Annotated in this window: 16 protein-coding genes; 8 read left to right on the forward strand and 8 right to left on the reverse strand. The window is 72.5% G+C overall.

Annotated features, from left to right (window positions below; all coding sequences use genetic code 11):
• The 5 genes from FAF44_RS25755 to FAF44_RS25775 all read left to right on the forward strand — a co-directional run.
• Nucleotides 1–562, forward strand: a 562-nt coding sequence (locus tag FAF44_RS25755; RefSeq protein WP_237105829.1) for a hypothetical protein, incomplete at its 5' end; no start/stop codon positions are given.
• On the forward strand, nucleotides 559–1,500 hold the full coding sequence (locus FAF44_RS25760) for a DUF418 domain-containing protein (RefSeq protein ID WP_237105830.1): 942 nt from the start codon (nucleotides 559–561) through the stop codon (nucleotides 1,498–1,500). The genes FAF44_RS25755 and FAF44_RS25760, both read left to right, overlap by 4 nt.
• Complete coding sequence (locus tag FAF44_RS25765) at nucleotides 1,460–2,236, forward strand: carbon-nitrogen hydrolase family protein (RefSeq protein ID WP_237105831.1); 777 nt, start codon at nucleotides 1,460–1,462, stop codon at nucleotides 2,234–2,236. The genes FAF44_RS25760 and FAF44_RS25765 overlap by 41 nt, the downstream gene beginning before the upstream one ends.
• 46 nt (nucleotides 2,237–2,282) lie before the next feature.
• The gene (locus FAF44_RS25770) at nucleotides 2,283–2,729 is read left to right on the forward strand and encodes a hypothetical protein (RefSeq protein ID WP_237105832.1); all 447 of its coding nucleotides are present in this window, start codon (nucleotides 2,283–2,285) and stop codon (nucleotides 2,727–2,729) included.
• Nucleotides 2,726–3,121, forward strand: coding sequence for a hypothetical protein (locus FAF44_RS25775; protein WP_237105833.1), 396 nt, complete (start codon nucleotides 2,726–2,728; stop codon nucleotides 3,119–3,121). The genes FAF44_RS25770 and FAF44_RS25775 overlap by 4 nt, the downstream gene beginning before the upstream one ends.
• Nucleotides 3,122–3,161: 40 nt before the next feature.
• Here FAF44_RS25775 and FAF44_RS25780 read toward each other — a convergent pair whose 3' ends face one another.
• Both FAF44_RS25780 and FAF44_RS25785 read right to left on the reverse strand, forming a co-directional pair.
• Nucleotides 3,162–4,646: an acetyl-CoA carboxylase carboxyltransferase subunit alpha/beta gene (locus FAF44_RS25780; protein WP_237105834.1), complete on the reverse strand. Its 1,485-nt coding sequence runs from the start codon at nucleotides 4,644–4,646 to the stop codon at nucleotides 3,162–3,164.
• Nucleotides 4,647–4,733: 87 nt separating this feature from the next.
• Entirely contained in the window at nucleotides 4,734–5,891 is a 1,158-nt protein-coding gene (locus FAF44_RS25785) for a CaiB/BaiF CoA-transferase family protein (protein ID WP_237105835.1), read from the reverse strand.
• Nucleotides 5,892–5,970: 79 nt separating this feature from the next.
• Here FAF44_RS25785 and FAF44_RS25790 point away from each other — a divergent pair, with 79 nt between their 5' ends.
• A complete protein-coding gene (locus FAF44_RS25790; RefSeq protein WP_237105836.1) occupies nucleotides 5,971–6,510 on the forward strand; it encodes a uridine kinase in 540 nt (179 codons plus the stop codon).
• Here the strand turns inward: FAF44_RS25790 and FAF44_RS25795 are convergent.
• Complete coding sequence (locus FAF44_RS25795; protein ID WP_237105837.1) at nucleotides 6,500–7,168, reverse strand: histidine phosphatase family protein; 669 nt, start codon at nucleotides 7,166–7,168, stop codon at nucleotides 6,500–6,502. The genes FAF44_RS25790 and FAF44_RS25795 overlap by 11 nt on opposite strands.
• Before the next feature lie 77 nt (nucleotides 7,169–7,245).
• On the opposite strand from FAF44_RS25795, the gene FAF44_RS25800 reads away from it, so the two are divergent.
• Nucleotides 7,246–8,109, forward strand: coding sequence for an NAD(P)-dependent oxidoreductase (locus FAF44_RS25800; RefSeq protein WP_237105838.1), 864 nt, complete (start codon nucleotides 7,246–7,248; stop codon nucleotides 8,107–8,109).
• Between the two features lie 12 nt (nucleotides 8,110–8,121).
• Here the strand turns inward: FAF44_RS25800 and FAF44_RS25805 are convergent, their stop codons facing one another.
• From FAF44_RS25805 to FAF44_RS25815, 3 genes are read right to left on the reverse strand one after another with little or no spacing between them, the layout of a single operon-like run.
• A complete protein-coding gene (locus FAF44_RS25805; protein WP_237105839.1) occupies nucleotides 8,122–9,930 on the reverse strand; it encodes a hydantoinase B/oxoprolinase family protein in 1,809 nt (602 codons plus the stop codon).
• Nucleotides 9,923–11,923: a hydantoinase/oxoprolinase family protein gene (locus FAF44_RS25810; RefSeq protein WP_237105840.1), complete on the reverse strand. Its 2,001-nt coding sequence runs from the start codon at nucleotides 11,921–11,923 to the stop codon at nucleotides 9,923–9,925. The genes FAF44_RS25805 and FAF44_RS25810 overlap by 8 nt, the downstream gene beginning before the upstream one ends.
• Before the next feature lie 6 nt (nucleotides 11,924–11,929).
• A complete protein-coding gene (locus FAF44_RS25815; protein ID WP_237105841.1) occupies nucleotides 11,930–12,313 on the reverse strand; it encodes a hypothetical protein in 384 nt (127 codons plus the stop codon).
• A 129-nt stretch (nucleotides 12,314–12,442) separates the two neighbouring features.
• On the opposite strand from FAF44_RS25815, the gene FAF44_RS25820 reads away from it, so the two are divergent.
• A complete protein-coding gene (locus FAF44_RS25820) occupies nucleotides 12,443–13,063 on the forward strand; it encodes a thymidine kinase (protein ID WP_237105842.1) in 621 nt (206 codons plus the stop codon).
• Nucleotides 13,064–13,210: 147 nt separating this feature from the next.
• Here the strand turns inward: FAF44_RS25820 and FAF44_RS25825 are convergent, their stop codons facing one another.
• Complete coding sequence (locus FAF44_RS25825; RefSeq protein ID WP_237105843.1) at nucleotides 13,211–13,630, reverse strand: MarR family winged helix-turn-helix transcriptional regulator; 420 nt, start codon at nucleotides 13,628–13,630, stop codon at nucleotides 13,211–13,213.
• Nucleotides 13,631–13,656: 26 nt separating this feature from the next.
• The gene (locus FAF44_RS25830) at nucleotides 13,657–14,328 is read right to left on the reverse strand and encodes a DsbA family protein (protein WP_272895014.1); all 672 of its coding nucleotides are present in this window, start codon (nucleotides 14,326–14,328) and stop codon (nucleotides 13,657–13,659) included.

Consider the following 14,328-nt stretch of genomic DNA (forward strand, 5'->3'; position numbering starts at 1 on the left):
CCCGAGGACGGCCCGCCCCGCCGCCGAAGCCCTGCCACATGCCCGCTTCGAGGAGTTCCCCGGCCTCTCCCACGCCGTCTTCCTGGCCGGGGCCTGCGCCCGGCAGCGGATCGTGGCGTTCGTCGCCGACCCCGCCCGCAGCGGCCCCGCCGCCCCCTGCCAGGATCCCCCGCTCCAGGCGGGCGGCCTGCACGTGACCGGCGCTCCCTACCAGGTCTCCCGCTCGCCGTGGCTGGCCGCGCCGCTCGTCCTGTTCGCGCTGGCCAGCCTGGTCCAGCTCGTCACGGCCGCGCTCAGGGGCAGGTCGGCGGCCGCCTTCGCGGGATTGTCGGGCGTGGCGTTCACGGGGCTCGTCGCGCAGTCCACGTACACGCTGGCGAGCAGGAACGAGACGGCCCTGGCCGTCGGGCTGCCCGACCTGGTCGTCCCGTACAGCGCGCTCGCGGTGCTCTCCGTCGTGCTGAGCCTGGTGACCCTCGCCCGCACCAGGGGCTGGCCGCAGATCGCGGCGGGCGTAATCGGTGGTGGATTCCTCGTATGGTGGGTCACCTGGGTGCTTTGACGCGGAAGACCCGCATTCACGAGCTTGACGCCCTACGCGGCTTCGCGGTGGGCGGCATCATGCTGGTCAACACCTGGCAGCACGTCAGCGTCAAGAAGGCGCACCCGGTGGCGCTCGACTGGTTTGTCGAGGCGTTCTTCCAGAGCCGGTTCTACCCGATCTTCTCGCTGCTGTTCGGCATCAGCTTCCTGCTGTTCCTCCAGGGCAACAGCCGGTGGGCGCTGCTGAGCCGGCTGTTCTGGCTGTACCTGCTCGGGGTGCTCCAGCACCAGTTCTACGAGGGCGAGGTGCTGACCGACTACGCCTTCTACGGGGCGCTGGTGCTGCTCCCGGCCACGTTCCTGCCTCCCGGCCTGCCGGTGCTGCTGCTGGGCGCGGTGGGCGTCGGGTGGGCGCTGCTGCCCGCCGTGGGCGGCGGGTCGCTGCTGATCCCCGGGCTGTTCCTGGTCGGCATGGGGCTGTGGCAGCTCCGGCCGTCCCGGTCGCTGCTGCTGCCCGGGTTCGCGGTCACCGCCCTGGCCGGCGTGCTGCTCACCATGGCCTGGAGCGCCACCGGCGAGTGGACGCTCTACAGCGTGGCCGCCCTGGCGGGCGCGGCGTCGTACGTGCTGGGCCTGCTGCTGGTCCTGCGGCCGTGGCTGTCGGCGGTGCTGGAACCGCTGGGCAAGATGGCGCTGACCAACTACGTCTCCGGCACCGCCGTGATCGTGCTGGCCCTGCCGCTGCTGGAGGCCGACCCCACCCGCTGGTCGGTGGTGGCGCTGGCGGCGCTCACGCTGGTCGCGCAGGCGCTGTTCAGCCGGTGGTGGCTGGCCCGCTTCAGGTACGGCCCGCTCGAATGGATCTGGCGCTGCCTGACCTGGTTTCGTCCGGTGCCCAACCGGCTAAAGTCGATCCGTGACCAGAATCGCCCTCTGCCAGATCCCGGTGTCCCCTGACCCCACGGTCAATCTCAAGAGGGCCAAGGAGGCGATCGCCGCCGCCGAAGGCGCCGACCTGGCGATCTTCCCCGAGGCCACGCTGACCCGCTACGGCCGGCGCATCACCACCCTGGCCGAGCCGCTCGACGGGCCGTTCGTGTCGGGCCTGGCCGACTCGGCCCGCGAGCACGGGCTGGCGGTGATCGCGGGCGTGTTCGAGCCCGGCGACGACCTGGTGCACAACACCGCGGTCGCGATCGACGCCCAGGGGGCGGTGCGGGCGGCCTACCGGAAGATCCACCTGTTCGACTCCTTCGGCGCGAAGGAGTCCGACCTCGTCGCGCCCGGCACGGAGCCGGCCGTGGTCGAGCTGGCGGGCGTCAAGGTCGGGCTGATCACCTGCTACGACCTCCGCTTCCCCGAACTGGCCAGGGCGCTGGTCGACCGGGGCGCCGAACTGTTCGCGGTGATCGCCGCCTGGGGCTCGGGCCCGCTCAAGGAGGACCACTGGGTGACCCTGGTCAGGGCGCGGGCGCTGGAGAACACCATGTGGACCGCCGCCGTCGGCCAGGCCCCCAACCCGGCCGAGTCGTCCGACGGGTTCGGGGTGGGCCGCAGCATGCTGGTCGACCCGCTCGGCGTGGTCCGCGCCGACCTGGGCACCGGCCCCGGCGTGCAGGTCGTGGAGGTGGATCACGAGTGGACGACCGCCGCCAGGGCCACGCTGCCGTGCCTCGAACACCGGGTGCTGTGACCCAACCCCGGTCCATGTCCCCGTCAACCGATCGTAAAGTAGGACTGTGAGCGGAACGCAGATGCAGAAGGTGGTCCCGCCGCGTCTGCTCGTGCCATATCTCTCGGGCAAGCGCACGGTCATCTCCGGCTACGTCTACCGGGTGCAGGATTGCGTCCGGCTGACCGGCCCCGAGGCCCTCTACCACGGGCTCGATTTGTCCTTCGAGGGCTCCGAGCTGTTCGGCGAGGTGCCCGAGCTCTACGTGATGCGCTGGTACGCCCGCGACGTCGACAACTACGCGGTGCCCTACGGGCCCCACATGGGCGGCGACTGGAGCGACGCCGCGCCGTTCGCCGGCAACGGGTTCACCACCTCCTCCGAGCACGTGGTGCCGCAGTTCCACACCGTGCCGATGCCGATCCCGGCCGGGGCGGAGATCGTCCACGTCACCGGCGAGGGCGAGTCGCCCTTCGCCGAGTACGACGGGCTCACCTGGCGGCCCGCCGCATGAGCGACGACCTCACGCCGATCGCCTCCGGCTTCGTGGCCCGCTTCGGCGAGCACACGCTGCCGGCCGCCCTCGGCCCGGAAGGCGACCAGGTGGTGCTGTTCAGCGAGGCCGAACTGGAGGGCTTCGAGGCCGTCTCCGGCTACTGGCGGCAGGTGGTGCCCAGGTCGCAGGTGGAGTGGCTGGTCCTGATCCGCACGGTGGGCGCGTTCGGCGGCGAGCCGTGCATCGTGCTCGACGAGGACGACGACGGGCTGCACATCGCCTACACCGGCCACAGCGGGATGAAGGCCGAGGCGCTGGGCTACTGGATGGTCGACCACGGCGCGTACGAGGTCGTGGTGCCCCGCGAGGAGGTCTTCTCCATCCGCGTCGAACGCACCCCGGTCCCGTAGCCGGGCGCGCCCCTCCCCCGCCGGCGGAGAGGGGCGCGGCTCAGCCGAGGTTGCGGAAGCGGGCCTGGCGGGCCGCGAAGCGCTCTTCCGGGCGGATCCGCAGCAACTGCGCGATCTCGTACTCCAGCGCGCGCCCCACCCGCTCGCAGAACTGCCTGGGCTCATACGCGGCGTCGGGCACCTCGGGGATGACCCGGTCGACGATGCCCTCGCGCCGCAGGTCGGTGGCGCGGATGTGCTGCGCCTGGGCGATCTCGGGCGCGAAGTCGACCGAGCGGTAGAGGATCGCGGAGGCGCCTTCCGGCGGCAGCGGGGCCAGCCAGGCGTGCTGCGCGCACAGCACCCGGTCGGCGGGCAGCAGCGCCAGGGCCGCGCCGCCGGCGCCCTCGCCGAGCAGCAGGCAGACGGTCGGCGCGTCGAGCATGACCAGTTCGGCCAGGCAGCGGGCGATCTCGGCGGCCAGCCCGCCCTCCTCGGCGGCCTTCGACAGGTCGGCCCCGGCCGTGTCGACCACGGTGACCAGGGGCAGGCCGAGTTCGGCGGCCAGCCGCATGCCGCGCCTGGCCACCCGCAGCCCGGCCGGGCCGAGCGGCGAGTGGGCGCGCTGGAGGCGGCGGTCCTGGCCGAGTACCACGGCCGGCGCGCTGCCGAACCTGGCCAGCGCGAGCAGCAGCCCCGGCTCGTTCTTGCCCTCGCCGGTGCCGCTGAGCGGTGTCACGTCGGTGGCGGCCAGCTTGAGCAGCGCGCGCACGCCGGGCCGGTCGTCGCGCCGGGACCGGGTGATCGCCTCCCACGGCTCCACCGGCCGCAGGTCCTCCTCGGGCGGCTCGCCCGCCGTGATGCCGCCGCGGTCGGCGGCCAGCACCGACAGCGCCCTGATCGCCACCTCCCGCGCCTCCTGGGCCGAGACCACCGCGTCGAGCAGGCCCTTGCCGTGCAGGTTCTCCGACACCTGCACGCCCTCGGGGAAGGAGTAGCCGTGCAGCGACTCGAACACCCGCGGCCCCAGGAAGCCGATCAGCGCCTCCGGCTCGGCCACGGTGACGTGCCCGAGCGAGCCCCAGGACGCGAGCACCCCGCCGGTGGTGGGGTGCCGCAGGTACACGAGGTAGGGCAGGCCGACCGCCCGGTGCGCCTGGATCACCGAGGTGATCTTCACCATCTGCACGAACGCGAGCGCGCCCTCCTGCATCCGGGTGCCGCCGGAGGCGGGCAGCGCCAGCAGCGGCAGCCGCTCGCGGGTGGCCCGCTCGACCGCGGTCACGAACCGCTCGGCCGACGCCACCCCGATCGACCCCGCCATGAACGAGAACTCGCAGGCCGCTATGGCCACCCTGCGCCCGTCGAGCCGCCCCTCACCGGTGATCACGGCCTCGTCGTAGCCGGACTTGACGCGGGCCGCGACCAGTTCGTCGGCGTAGGAGGAGCCTGGCTCTGCCGGGTCGGCGGGCGGCGCGTCCCACGATTTCCACGAGCCCCGGTCGAGGATCGTTTCGATCAGTGTGCGCGCGTCCGGACGGCTCACTATCGCTCCCTGGTCATCAATCAACGATGCAATGTTGACGCATGAGCGCCCCAGCCGGTGCCACCTGCCGCCGATCCTCGTTCCCGATCATCGTTCGCGCTCTTCCAGCCAGGCGAGCACGGCGTCGCCGTCCTGGCCGAGGGCGGGCGGCGCGGTGTGCTCGACCCCGGTCAGGCCGTCGAAGCGCAGCGGCGGCCCCGGCAGCTCGATCGTGCCCAGCACCGGGTGCTCCACCTCGACGACCAGGCCCTGGGAGCGGGTCTGCGCCCACTCGTAGACCTCGTCGATGCTCCTGATCGCGCCCGCGGGCACGCCCGCCTCGGCCAGCGCGGCCAGCCAGTGGGCGCGGTCGTGGGCGCTCAGGGCCTTCTCCATGTCGGCGATCAGCTCGGCGCGGTGGGCGAACCGGTCGCGGTTGGTGGCGTAGCGCGGCTGCCCGGGGTCGATGCCGAGCAGCGCGGCGACCTTGCGCCACTGGCCGTCGTTGGCGGCGGCGATCTGCAGCATGCCGTCGGAGCAGTGGAAGGCGCCGTACGGGGCGATGGAGGCGTGGTGGTTGCCGCCCGCGACCGGCACCTGGCCGCCGACCGTCCAGGCGGTGCCGTGGTAGGCGTGCACGCCGGTGATCGCGGCGAGCAGCGAGGTGCGCACGACCCGGCCCACGCCGGTGTGCTCGCGCTCGTAGAGCGCGGCGACCACGCCGTACGCGCCGTGGATGCCGGCCAGCAGGTCGCTGATGGACGCGCCGACGCGGTACGGCTCGTCGGGCGACGGGCCGGTCAGCGACATCAGGCCGCCCTCGCCCTGGGCGATCTGGTCGTAGCCGGGACGGCCGCCCTCGGGGCCGTCGTGGCCGAAGCCGGTGATCGACAGGACGACCAGGCGGGGGTTGAGCTCGTGCAGCCGCTCGACGGAGAAGCCGAGACGGTCGAGCACGCCGGTACGGAAGTTCTCGACGAGGACGTCGCTCTGGCGGACCAGGCGCTCGATCAGGCTCCTGCCCTCGGCGGACTTCAGATCGACGGCGATGGACTGCTTGTTGCGGTTGGCCGACAGGAAGTAGGTGGAGATGTCATGATCCGGTCCGACGAACGGCGGCCCCCAGCCGCGTGACTCGTCGCCCCCGTCCGGATGCTCGACCTTGATCACCCGAGCGCCCAGGTCACCGAGCATCTGCGCGGCGTGCGGCCCGGCCAGGGCCCTGGACAGATCGAGCACGACGATGTCACCGAGGGGTCCGAGCAAGATCCAAACCTCCTACTTGCGTTCGGGGTGAAAGAACATTCTCTCAGGCGTTCGCTTCCCGTCACCTACCCTGGGTCCGATGAAAGATCTGCCCTGCTCCGCGGCCCGCATCATGGCCCTGCCGCCTTCGTGCGGCCCGGTGCGGCTGGTGGCCGTGGACGGGCCCGCCGGCTCGGGCAAGACGACCTTCGCCGGCGAGCTGGCGGCGGAGCTGGATTGCCAGGTGATTCACAGCGACGACTTCCCCGTGCCGTGGGAGGAGGGGCCCGGCGGGTGGTTCCACGCCCTGGAGTCGCAGGTGCTGCGCCCGCTGCGGCGCGGCCGGCCGGGCGGTTTCCGCAGGTACGACTGGGTGCGCGGGGTCTACGCCGAGCGGGTGACCGTGCCGCCCGCGCCGGTCCTGGTCATCGAGGGCGTCGGCACGGCGCGGGCCTCGGTGGCCGGGCTGCTGGCGTACACGGTGTGGGTGGAGGCCGACGAGCGGGTGCGCCTGCGGCGGGTGCTGGGCCGAGACGGGGCCGCGCTGGAGCCGCGCTGGCGCGACTGGTTCGCGGCCGAGCGGGCCTGGTTCGCCCGGGACCACACCCGCGAACGTGCCGATCTCGTGATCAGAACGTGAGGTGGCCGACGTCGTTGAAGCGCACGAGCCGGCCGCCGTCGCGCCAGACGGACACCGAGGCGTTCAGCACGGGCCCGAACTCCAGCACGGCCGCGAGTTCGGCGTCCGGCCGCCCGCCGAGGACGTGGCGCAGCGCCAGCACCACGGCGTCGTGGGCGACGATCAGCACCCTGCGCCCGTCGGCCGGCCGCCCGAGGTCGTCGAGGCAGGCGCGCACCCTGACCACGACGTCGGCCAGCGACTCGCCTCCGGGCGGGCGGAAGGCGGGCACGCCCTCGGCCTCCCGGCGGGCCAGCTCGGCCGGATGGCGTTCGCGGACCGCGGCCAGGTTGAGGTGCGCGAACAGGCCCGGCTCCTGGTCCCTGAGCCGATCGTCCACGGTGACCGGCAGCGGCCCGGCGCCCCAGGAGTCGCGGGCGATCTCCCAGGTGTCCAGCGCCCGCGGGTACGGCGAGCACCACACCAGCTCGGGGGCCTCGCCCGCGGGCAGGGCGGCCAGCAGCCGGCCGAGCGCCGCCGCCTGCGCCCTGCCCAGCCCGGTCAGCCGCACCTCGTCGTCGCCGGGCCCGTAGACCAGCGGACGCGGGCCGGCCTCCTGGTAGGCGAGGTTGGCCTCGCTCTCGCCGTGCCGTACCGCCATGATGCGCGCAGGGGCCATGCGCCCCATCCTCACACGCGTCCGTGTCACGGGCGACGGCGGCGATCTTTCCGGCCCGCCGATCGTACGGTGGGGGCATGACTTCTGTTGCTTTCCTCGGGACCGGGCTCATGGGGCTGCCCATGGCCGGCAATCTGAGCAGGGCGGGCCTGCGGGTGACGGCGTGGAACCGCACCAGGGACAAGGCGCTGCCGCTGGAGGCGGAGGGGGCGGTGGTCGCGCGCTCCCCCGCCGAGGCGGTCGAGGGCGCGGACGTCGTCGTCACGATGCTCAGCGACGGCGACGCCGTGCACGACGCGATCTCCGCCGCCGCCCCGGGGCTGCGCGGCGGGCAGGTCTGGGCGCAGATGAGCACCGTCGGCCTGGCCGCCGTGGAGCGGCTGTCCGCGCTGGCGCGGCAGCACGGCCTGACGTTCGTGGACGCCCCGGTGCAGGGCACCCGGCAGCCGGCCGAGCAGGGCAAGCTGATCATCCTCGCCGCCGGCCCGGCCTCCGCGCGACCGGCGCTGGAGCCGGTGTTCGGGGCGCTCGGGCAGCGCACGCTCTGGATCGCGGACGAGGCCGGGGCCGGCACCCGGCTCAAGATGGCCACGGTCAGCTACAGCATCTCGCTGACCGCCGTCGTGGCCGAGGCGCTCGCGCTGGCCGGCGGGCTGGGGCTCGACCCCGGCCTCGTCCGGCAGGTCGTCACCGGCGGCCCGATGGACAGCCCCTACTTCCAGGCCAAGTCGGAGGCCATCCTGGAGGGCGACTTCGCGCCCAGCTTCACGGTGCGCAACGCCGAGAAGGACACCCGGCTGATCGTCGAGGCGGGCCGGGCGGCCGGGGTGCGGCTCGACGTGGTGGCGGCGGCCGGTGAGCGCTTCCGCCGGGCGCAGGCGCGAGGGCACGGCGAGCAGGACATGGCGGCCACCTACTTCGCCAGCTTCGACGAGGGGTAGGCCAGCGGCTCCTTACAGCTCGTCCACGTCGGCGTGCGCCCGGCCCCCGGCGAGCCTGGCGTACCCGGGACCCCGGTCGAAGAACCGGTCGGCGGGCGGGCGCAGGCGGGCGCGCAGTTCGGCCGTGCCCTGCTCGTCGATGCGGTCGCCGTCGAGGACCACCCCGTAGTCACCCAGCGCGCCCGCGATCGACACCTTCCCGTCGCGTACGTCGGCCGCCACCGCCCGGGGGTCGCGGTCGTACGGGGAGCCCCAGCCGCCACCGCCGGTCGTGCGGATCCTGATCAGCTCGCCCGCCTGCACCTGGTGGTCGTCCACCAGCCCTTCCATCTCCTTGCCGGCGATCTCCACGCGGAACGGCCGTCCGGCCAGGCCGCCGTTGACGCCCCAGCAGGACAGGATCGAGCGGTCGGCGATCGACATGTACGAGGCGTCGCGCAGCATCCGGATGTGCTTGTCGTAGCCGAGCCCGCCCCTGAACATCCCCGGACCGCCGGAGTCGCAGGCCAGCGCCAGCCGCTCCACCCGGAACGGCCATCGGGCCTCGGCGAACTCGACCGGGATGTTGCGCGAGTCGGGCACGACGTGGATGGTGTCCTCCCCGTCGGCGTACCAGCGCCCGCCGGAGCCGCCGCCCAGCACCTCTCGCATCAGGTACGGCTGCTCGTCGGCGTCGGCGCCGTACACGCCGGTGTAGCGGATGGTCTCCTGGTCGGCGGGCATGCGTCCGCCGGTGGCCTTGGCCAGCACGCCGGCCAGCACGCCGAGCAGGCGCAGGATGACGAACGTGCGGGCGTTGGTGGGGGCGGGGAAGACCGGGGTGAGCAGCGTGCCCTTCTCCGGGAAGATCATCTTGATGAGGGGCACCACGCCCTCGTTGACGTCCAGTTCGGCCATGCGTTCCGGCGTGTCGGCGAGGTTGCGCAGCACGGGCGCGAGCCACTTCTTCAGGAACACCCCGTCGGCGTAGTCGCCGGCGTGGTTGATCGGGCCCTTGGCCTGCGGCGAGGTGCCGGTGAAGTCGATCGTCAGCGGCGCGTCGGCCGCGTGGTCCACGGTGAGCGTGATGCGCTGGGCGTGCAGGCGGGGCTCGTCCACGCCGTCGTGCTCGGCGTAGTCCTCCCACGTGTACGTACCCTCGGGGATCTTCGCCAGCAGTTCCCTGCGGAACGTCTCGGTGGTCTTGCCGATGATCGCGTCGAAGCACTCGTCCACGGCCTGCCTGCCGTAGCGCTCGAACAGTTCGGCCAGCCGCCGGGCCCCCATCAGGCAGGCCGAGCACTCGGCGTCGAGGTCGCCGGCCAGCGAGTCGGGCATGCGGGAGTTGCGGGTCATGATGCGCAGCGCGGCCTCGTTGGGCACGCCTTCGTCCCACAGCTTGATCGGCGGCACCATCAGGCCCTCTTCGAAGACCGAGCGGGCGTGGGAGGGCATGGAGCCGGGGACCGAGCCGCCGATGTCGTCGTGGTGGCCGAACGCCTGGACGAAGGCCACCACCACGCCCTCGTGGAAGACCGGGACGGTGACGCACAGGTCGGGCAGGTGGCCGATGCCGCCTTCCGACAGGTAGACGTCGTTGTGGAAGTAGACGTCGCCGGGCTTCATGGTCTCGATCGGGAAGTCGCGTACGACGGGCTGGACGAGCGCGCTGTAGGAACGGCCGGTGAGCTTGCGCAGCCGCGCGTCGTGGATGCCGGCGCGGAAGTCGTGCGCGTCGCGGATCATCGGCGAGCGGGCGGTGCGGGCGATGGCGGTCTCGACCTCCTTCTCGACGGAGGCCAGCGTCCCTTCGACGATCTCCACCAGGATGGGATCAGTCACGGCTTATCTCCACATTTCCGTATTCGTCGAGCTTGGCGGTGAAGCCGGGATGGACGGGAATCGTCGAGCCGTACTCCTCGATCACCGCCGGCCCCCGCACCGTGGCCCCCGGGCCCAGGGCCGAACGCTGGTGGATCGGGGTGTCGCGGGTCTCCTCGAAGTGCACCGGACGCACCGAGGTGCCGCCCTCGCCCGCCTTGTCCAGCCGGCGGACGGCCGGGCGGGTGATCGGCCCGATGCCGGAGACCCGCAGGTTGACCCACTCCACGCCGTGCCGGGGGTCGTCGCGGTAGGCGTAGCCGTACAACTTCTCGTGGGCGTCGTGGAAGCGGGAGAGCACCTCGGCGTGCCAGTCCTCGTCGATCTCGCCCGCCGGGGCGGGCACCCGCACCTCGTACGCCTGGCCGTAGTAACGCAGGTCGGCGCTGCGCTGGTAGACGGGGTCGTCGAAGCCCTCGCGGTCGAGCGCCTCGCCCGCCTGATGCTCCAGGTCGTGGAAGATCTCCACGGCCTTGCCGAGCGACAGGTCACGGGTGACGTACGTACGCACGTAGTCGTTCTTGACGTCCACCGTGAGCAGCCCGAACGCCGAGACGTTGCCCGGGTCGCGCGGGACGAGCACCGACGGCAGGCCCAGGATGTCGATCAGCCGGCAGGCCAGCAGCGGCCCGGACCCGCCGAACGTCACCAGCGGGAAGTCCCGCACGTCCAGCCCGCGCTTGACGGTGAGCTGCCTGATCGCGTTGCTCTGGTTGAACGCGCTGATCTCCAGGATGCCGGTGGCCGTGCGCTCGGCCGTCAGGCCCAGCTTGTCGGCCAGCGCCTGGATGCCGGTGCGGGCGGCGTCCACGTCGAGCGGGATCTCCCCGCCGAGCAGGTGCGGCGGGATCCGGCCGAGGAACACGTGGGCGTCCGTCACGGTCGCCTCGGTGCCGCCCTTGCCGTAGCAGAGCGGGCCCGGGTCGGCGCCGGCGGAGCGCGGCCCCACCTTGAGCGTGCCCTCGGGCGAGATCCACGCGACCGAGCCGCCGCCCGCGCCGACCGTGATGATGTCGATCATCGGGATCTTGCACGGGTAGCGCCCGACGGCCCCCTCGGTGGTGAGCGAGGGCTCGCCGTCGATCACCACGGCCACGTCGGTCGAGGTGCCGCCGCCGTCCAGGGTGATCACCGACCGGTGGCCGGCGGTCTCGGCGATCAGCGCCGCGCCCAGCGCGCCCGCCGCCGGGCCCGACAGCACGGTGGTGATCGGCTGGTTGACGACCTCGCGGGCGGACAGGACGCCGCCGTTGGACTTCATCACCGAGAACGGCCGGCCCAGGCGGCTGGACAGGTTCGCGAGGTAACTGCGCATGGCCGGCTTGACGGCGGCGTCGACCAGGGTGGTGACCGAGCGCTCGTACTCGCGGTACTCGCGCAGCACGTCGCTGGACAGCGAGATCACCGCCTCGGGGTGCTCGCGCAGCAGCACCTCGCGCATGCGGCGCTCGTGCTCGGGGTTGGCGTAGGAGTGCAGGAAGCAGACCCCGATCGCCGTGACGCCCTTGGCCCGGAACCAGCGGGCCACCTCGACGGCCTGCTCCTCCGAGAACGGCCGCACCTCCTCGCCCCGGTGGTCGAGCCGCCCGCCGACGGTCTTGACCAGGTGCACGGGAACGATTCTGGGCGGTTTGACCCAGAAGTAGGAGTTGCCGTAGCCGTCGGGCACGCTCTGCCTGGCGATCTCCAGCACGTACTCGAAGCCTTCGGTGGTGATGAACCCGAGGCTCTCGATCCGGTCCTCCAGGAGCCGGTTGGTGGCCACCGTCGTGCCGTGCACGATCGCGCCGACGTCGAGCCGGCCCAGCTTCTCCATGCCCGCGAGGAAACCGTCGGCCGGGTTCGCGGGGGTCGAGGGGGTCTTCGTCGTGAGGATCTCACCGGTCTCCTCGTCCACCGCCACCACGTCGGTGAAGGTTCCTCCGGTGTCCACTCCGATACGCACGCTACGCATGGCTCCTCAGCTCCGGCGACGGCCGAGCACTTCGTCGATGACTCGGGGCGCGTTCGTGGGGCCGACGTAGGCCGCCAGGCGCACCACCATCTCCTGCGACCGGGCGAGCTCGGCCTCGACCCTGGCCTTCCCCGACTGCCCGGCCTGGACCCCGAAGTAAGCCCCGATAATGGTACCGATGACACCGGCCACACCGGCGAACAGCGGGGCGAACTCCCCCGTGGCGAACACGGCGGCGCCGAAGGCGACCAGGAGCGCGGCGATGCCCGCCACCACCACCAGGAAGCCGTAACGCCAGCGGGTGGCGTCGGCCTGGGCGGCCGTGAGATCGTCCTGCCTCATCAGCGCGTCCAGCGGCGAGGTCTGGGACGGCGGTTTATCGGTTACCACGGATTCCTCCTGAACAACTACAGGGGAGAAATGTCCCACGAGGTCATGGAACAAGCCAAGCCGCTAGGCTGACGGCCCGTGATCGAACTGTCTGCCTTGTCTGCCGTGCCGTCTGGTGCCAGAGATGCCGTGCTGAAGTTCTACTTCGGCCCCATGGACTGCGGAAAGTCCACCCTGGCGCTCCAGATGAACTACAACCACGGACGGCAGGGCAGGCGCGGCCTGGTGCTGACCAAGCACGACCGCTCCGGTGGGCCGAAGGTCACCAGCCGGATCGGTCTCGGGCTGGAGGCCATCGAGGTGGAGGACTCCCTCGACCTCGTGGGGCTGGTGACCGCGCACGACCGCGTCGACTACCTGATCTGCGACGAGGCGTGCTTCTACACCGTCGAGCAGATCGAGCAGCTCGCCGACCTGGTGGACTCCTACGGCGTGGACGTCTACGCCTTCGGGCTGGCCTCCGACTTCAGGTCCGTGATGTTCCCGGCGGCGCAGCGGTTGTTCGAGCTGGCCGACGAGGTGTGCCGGCTGCAGGTCGAGGTGCTGTGCTGGTGCGGGCGGCCCGGCCTGCTCAACGCCAGGATCGTGGGCGGGACGATGGCGCGCACGGGCGAGCAGGTCGTGATCGGCGACACCGGCGACGCGCCCGTGCGCTACCAGGTGCTCTGCCGCCGCCACCACCGCGCCGGGCAACTCGGCGAGGACGAAAGCGTGGGCGTCGACGACCCAGGCGAGGGCTCGGCCGCCTGACCCCGCGAGAGGCCGGACGGCCTCCCGGCGACGAGGCGGTGCGCGGCGGGCAGGTGCTCTCCCGGCGGCCAGGCGGAGCGCGACGACCAGGTGCTCTCCCGGCGGCCAGGCGGGGCGCGGCGGCCGGGTGGTCTTCCGGTCCGGCGGTCAGGCGGGGTGTGGTGGGATCAGGCGGTCGAGGGCGGCTCTCAGCGCGCGGGCGTCGCCGCCGGGCAGCGGCCCGAGGAACTCCTCCTCGGCCGCGTCCACGGCCCGGCCGGCCCCGGCCAGCACCTCGCGCCCGTGCCCGGTCAGCTCCACCATGTTCCTGCGCCGGTCGGCGGGATCCGGCCGGCGCGCCACGAGCCGCTTGCGCTCCAGCGTGTCGACCATGGCGACCATGGTCGTCCGGTCGATCCCCAGCCGCTGGGCCGCTTCGAGCTGCGACAGCGGCTCGGGGCCGGCCAGCACCGACAGCACCCCGAACTCACGCCCGTCGATCCCGTACGGCTCCAGCGCCGGGCCGATCAGCTCACCCAGGCGCAGACCGGCGTGCTTGAACAGGTAGACGAGGCTGCGTTTCGACACCCTGTGATTCTTCCACCGCCGCGCGCTCAGACGGCGCAGTGCCCGTCGTCGTCGCACCCGTCGGCGGGCGGGGCGAGCTGCGTGATCGGCGTCTGCCCGGTGCGCTCGGCCACCTCGTCGATGGCGGCGGCGAAGGTGTCCTCCGGTTGCGCGCCCGACACGGCGTACTTGCCCTCGAAGAGGAACAGCGGCACCCCGGAGATCCCGAGCGAGCGCGCCCTGGCGAGCTGCTCGTGCACCTCCTCGGTCCCTTCGCCGGTGTCGCGCACGCCCGCCTCGGCGGCCAGCCCGTCGAGCACGCCCTGGTCGGCCACGTTGAGCCCCTCGGTGAAGTACGCGCGGAAGAGCCGCTCGGCCATCTCCTCGCCCAGCCCCTGCCGGGTGGCGACCTCGATGAGCCGGTGGGCGGGGAGGGTGTTGGCGTTGACGGCCTGATCGTAGTTCAGCTCCAGCCCTTCCGCCGCGGCGACTCCGACGATCTGCGGCATCCGCTGGGTGAACTCCGGGCCGAACTTGCGCTCCAGCGCCGGGATCAGCGGCTCGCCGTCGGCCGAGGCGTCGGGGTTGAGCTGGAACGGCCGCATCGTCACCTCGATCGTGCCGCCCTTGGCCCGGAACCGCTCGGCGGCCCTGGCGAAACGGACATGCCCGATGTAACACCAGGGGCACACCACATCCGAAAAAATCTCGACCTTCAT

The organism is Nonomuraea sp. MG754425 (assembly GCF_021699195.1).
Classification (GTDB): Bacteria; Actinomycetota; Actinomycetes; order Streptosporangiales; family Streptosporangiaceae; genus Nonomuraea.

Coding starts and splice junctions, on each gene's coding strand:
- FAF44_RS25800 (WP_237105838.1), top strand. CDS start 7,246: ATGACTTCTGTTGCTTTCCTCGGGACCGGGCTCATGGGGCTGCCCATG.
- FAF44_RS25810 (WP_237105840.1), bottom strand. CDS start 11,923: ATGCGTAGCGTGCGTATCGGAGTGGACACCGGAGGAACCTTCACCGAC.
- FAF44_RS25795 (WP_237105837.1), bottom strand. CDS start 7,168: ATGGCCCCTGCGCGCATCATGGCGGTACGGCACGGCGAGAGCGAGGCC.
- FAF44_RS25775 (WP_237105833.1), top strand. CDS start 2,726: ATGAGCGACGACCTCACGCCGATCGCCTCCGGCTTCGTGGCCCGCTTC.
- FAF44_RS25830 (WP_272895014.1), bottom strand. CDS start 14,328: ATGAAGGTCGAGATTTTTTCGGATGTGGTGTGCCCCTGGTGTTACATC.
- FAF44_RS25790 (WP_237105836.1), top strand. CDS start 5,971: ATGAAAGATCTGCCCTGCTCCGCGGCCCGCATCATGGCCCTGCCGCCT.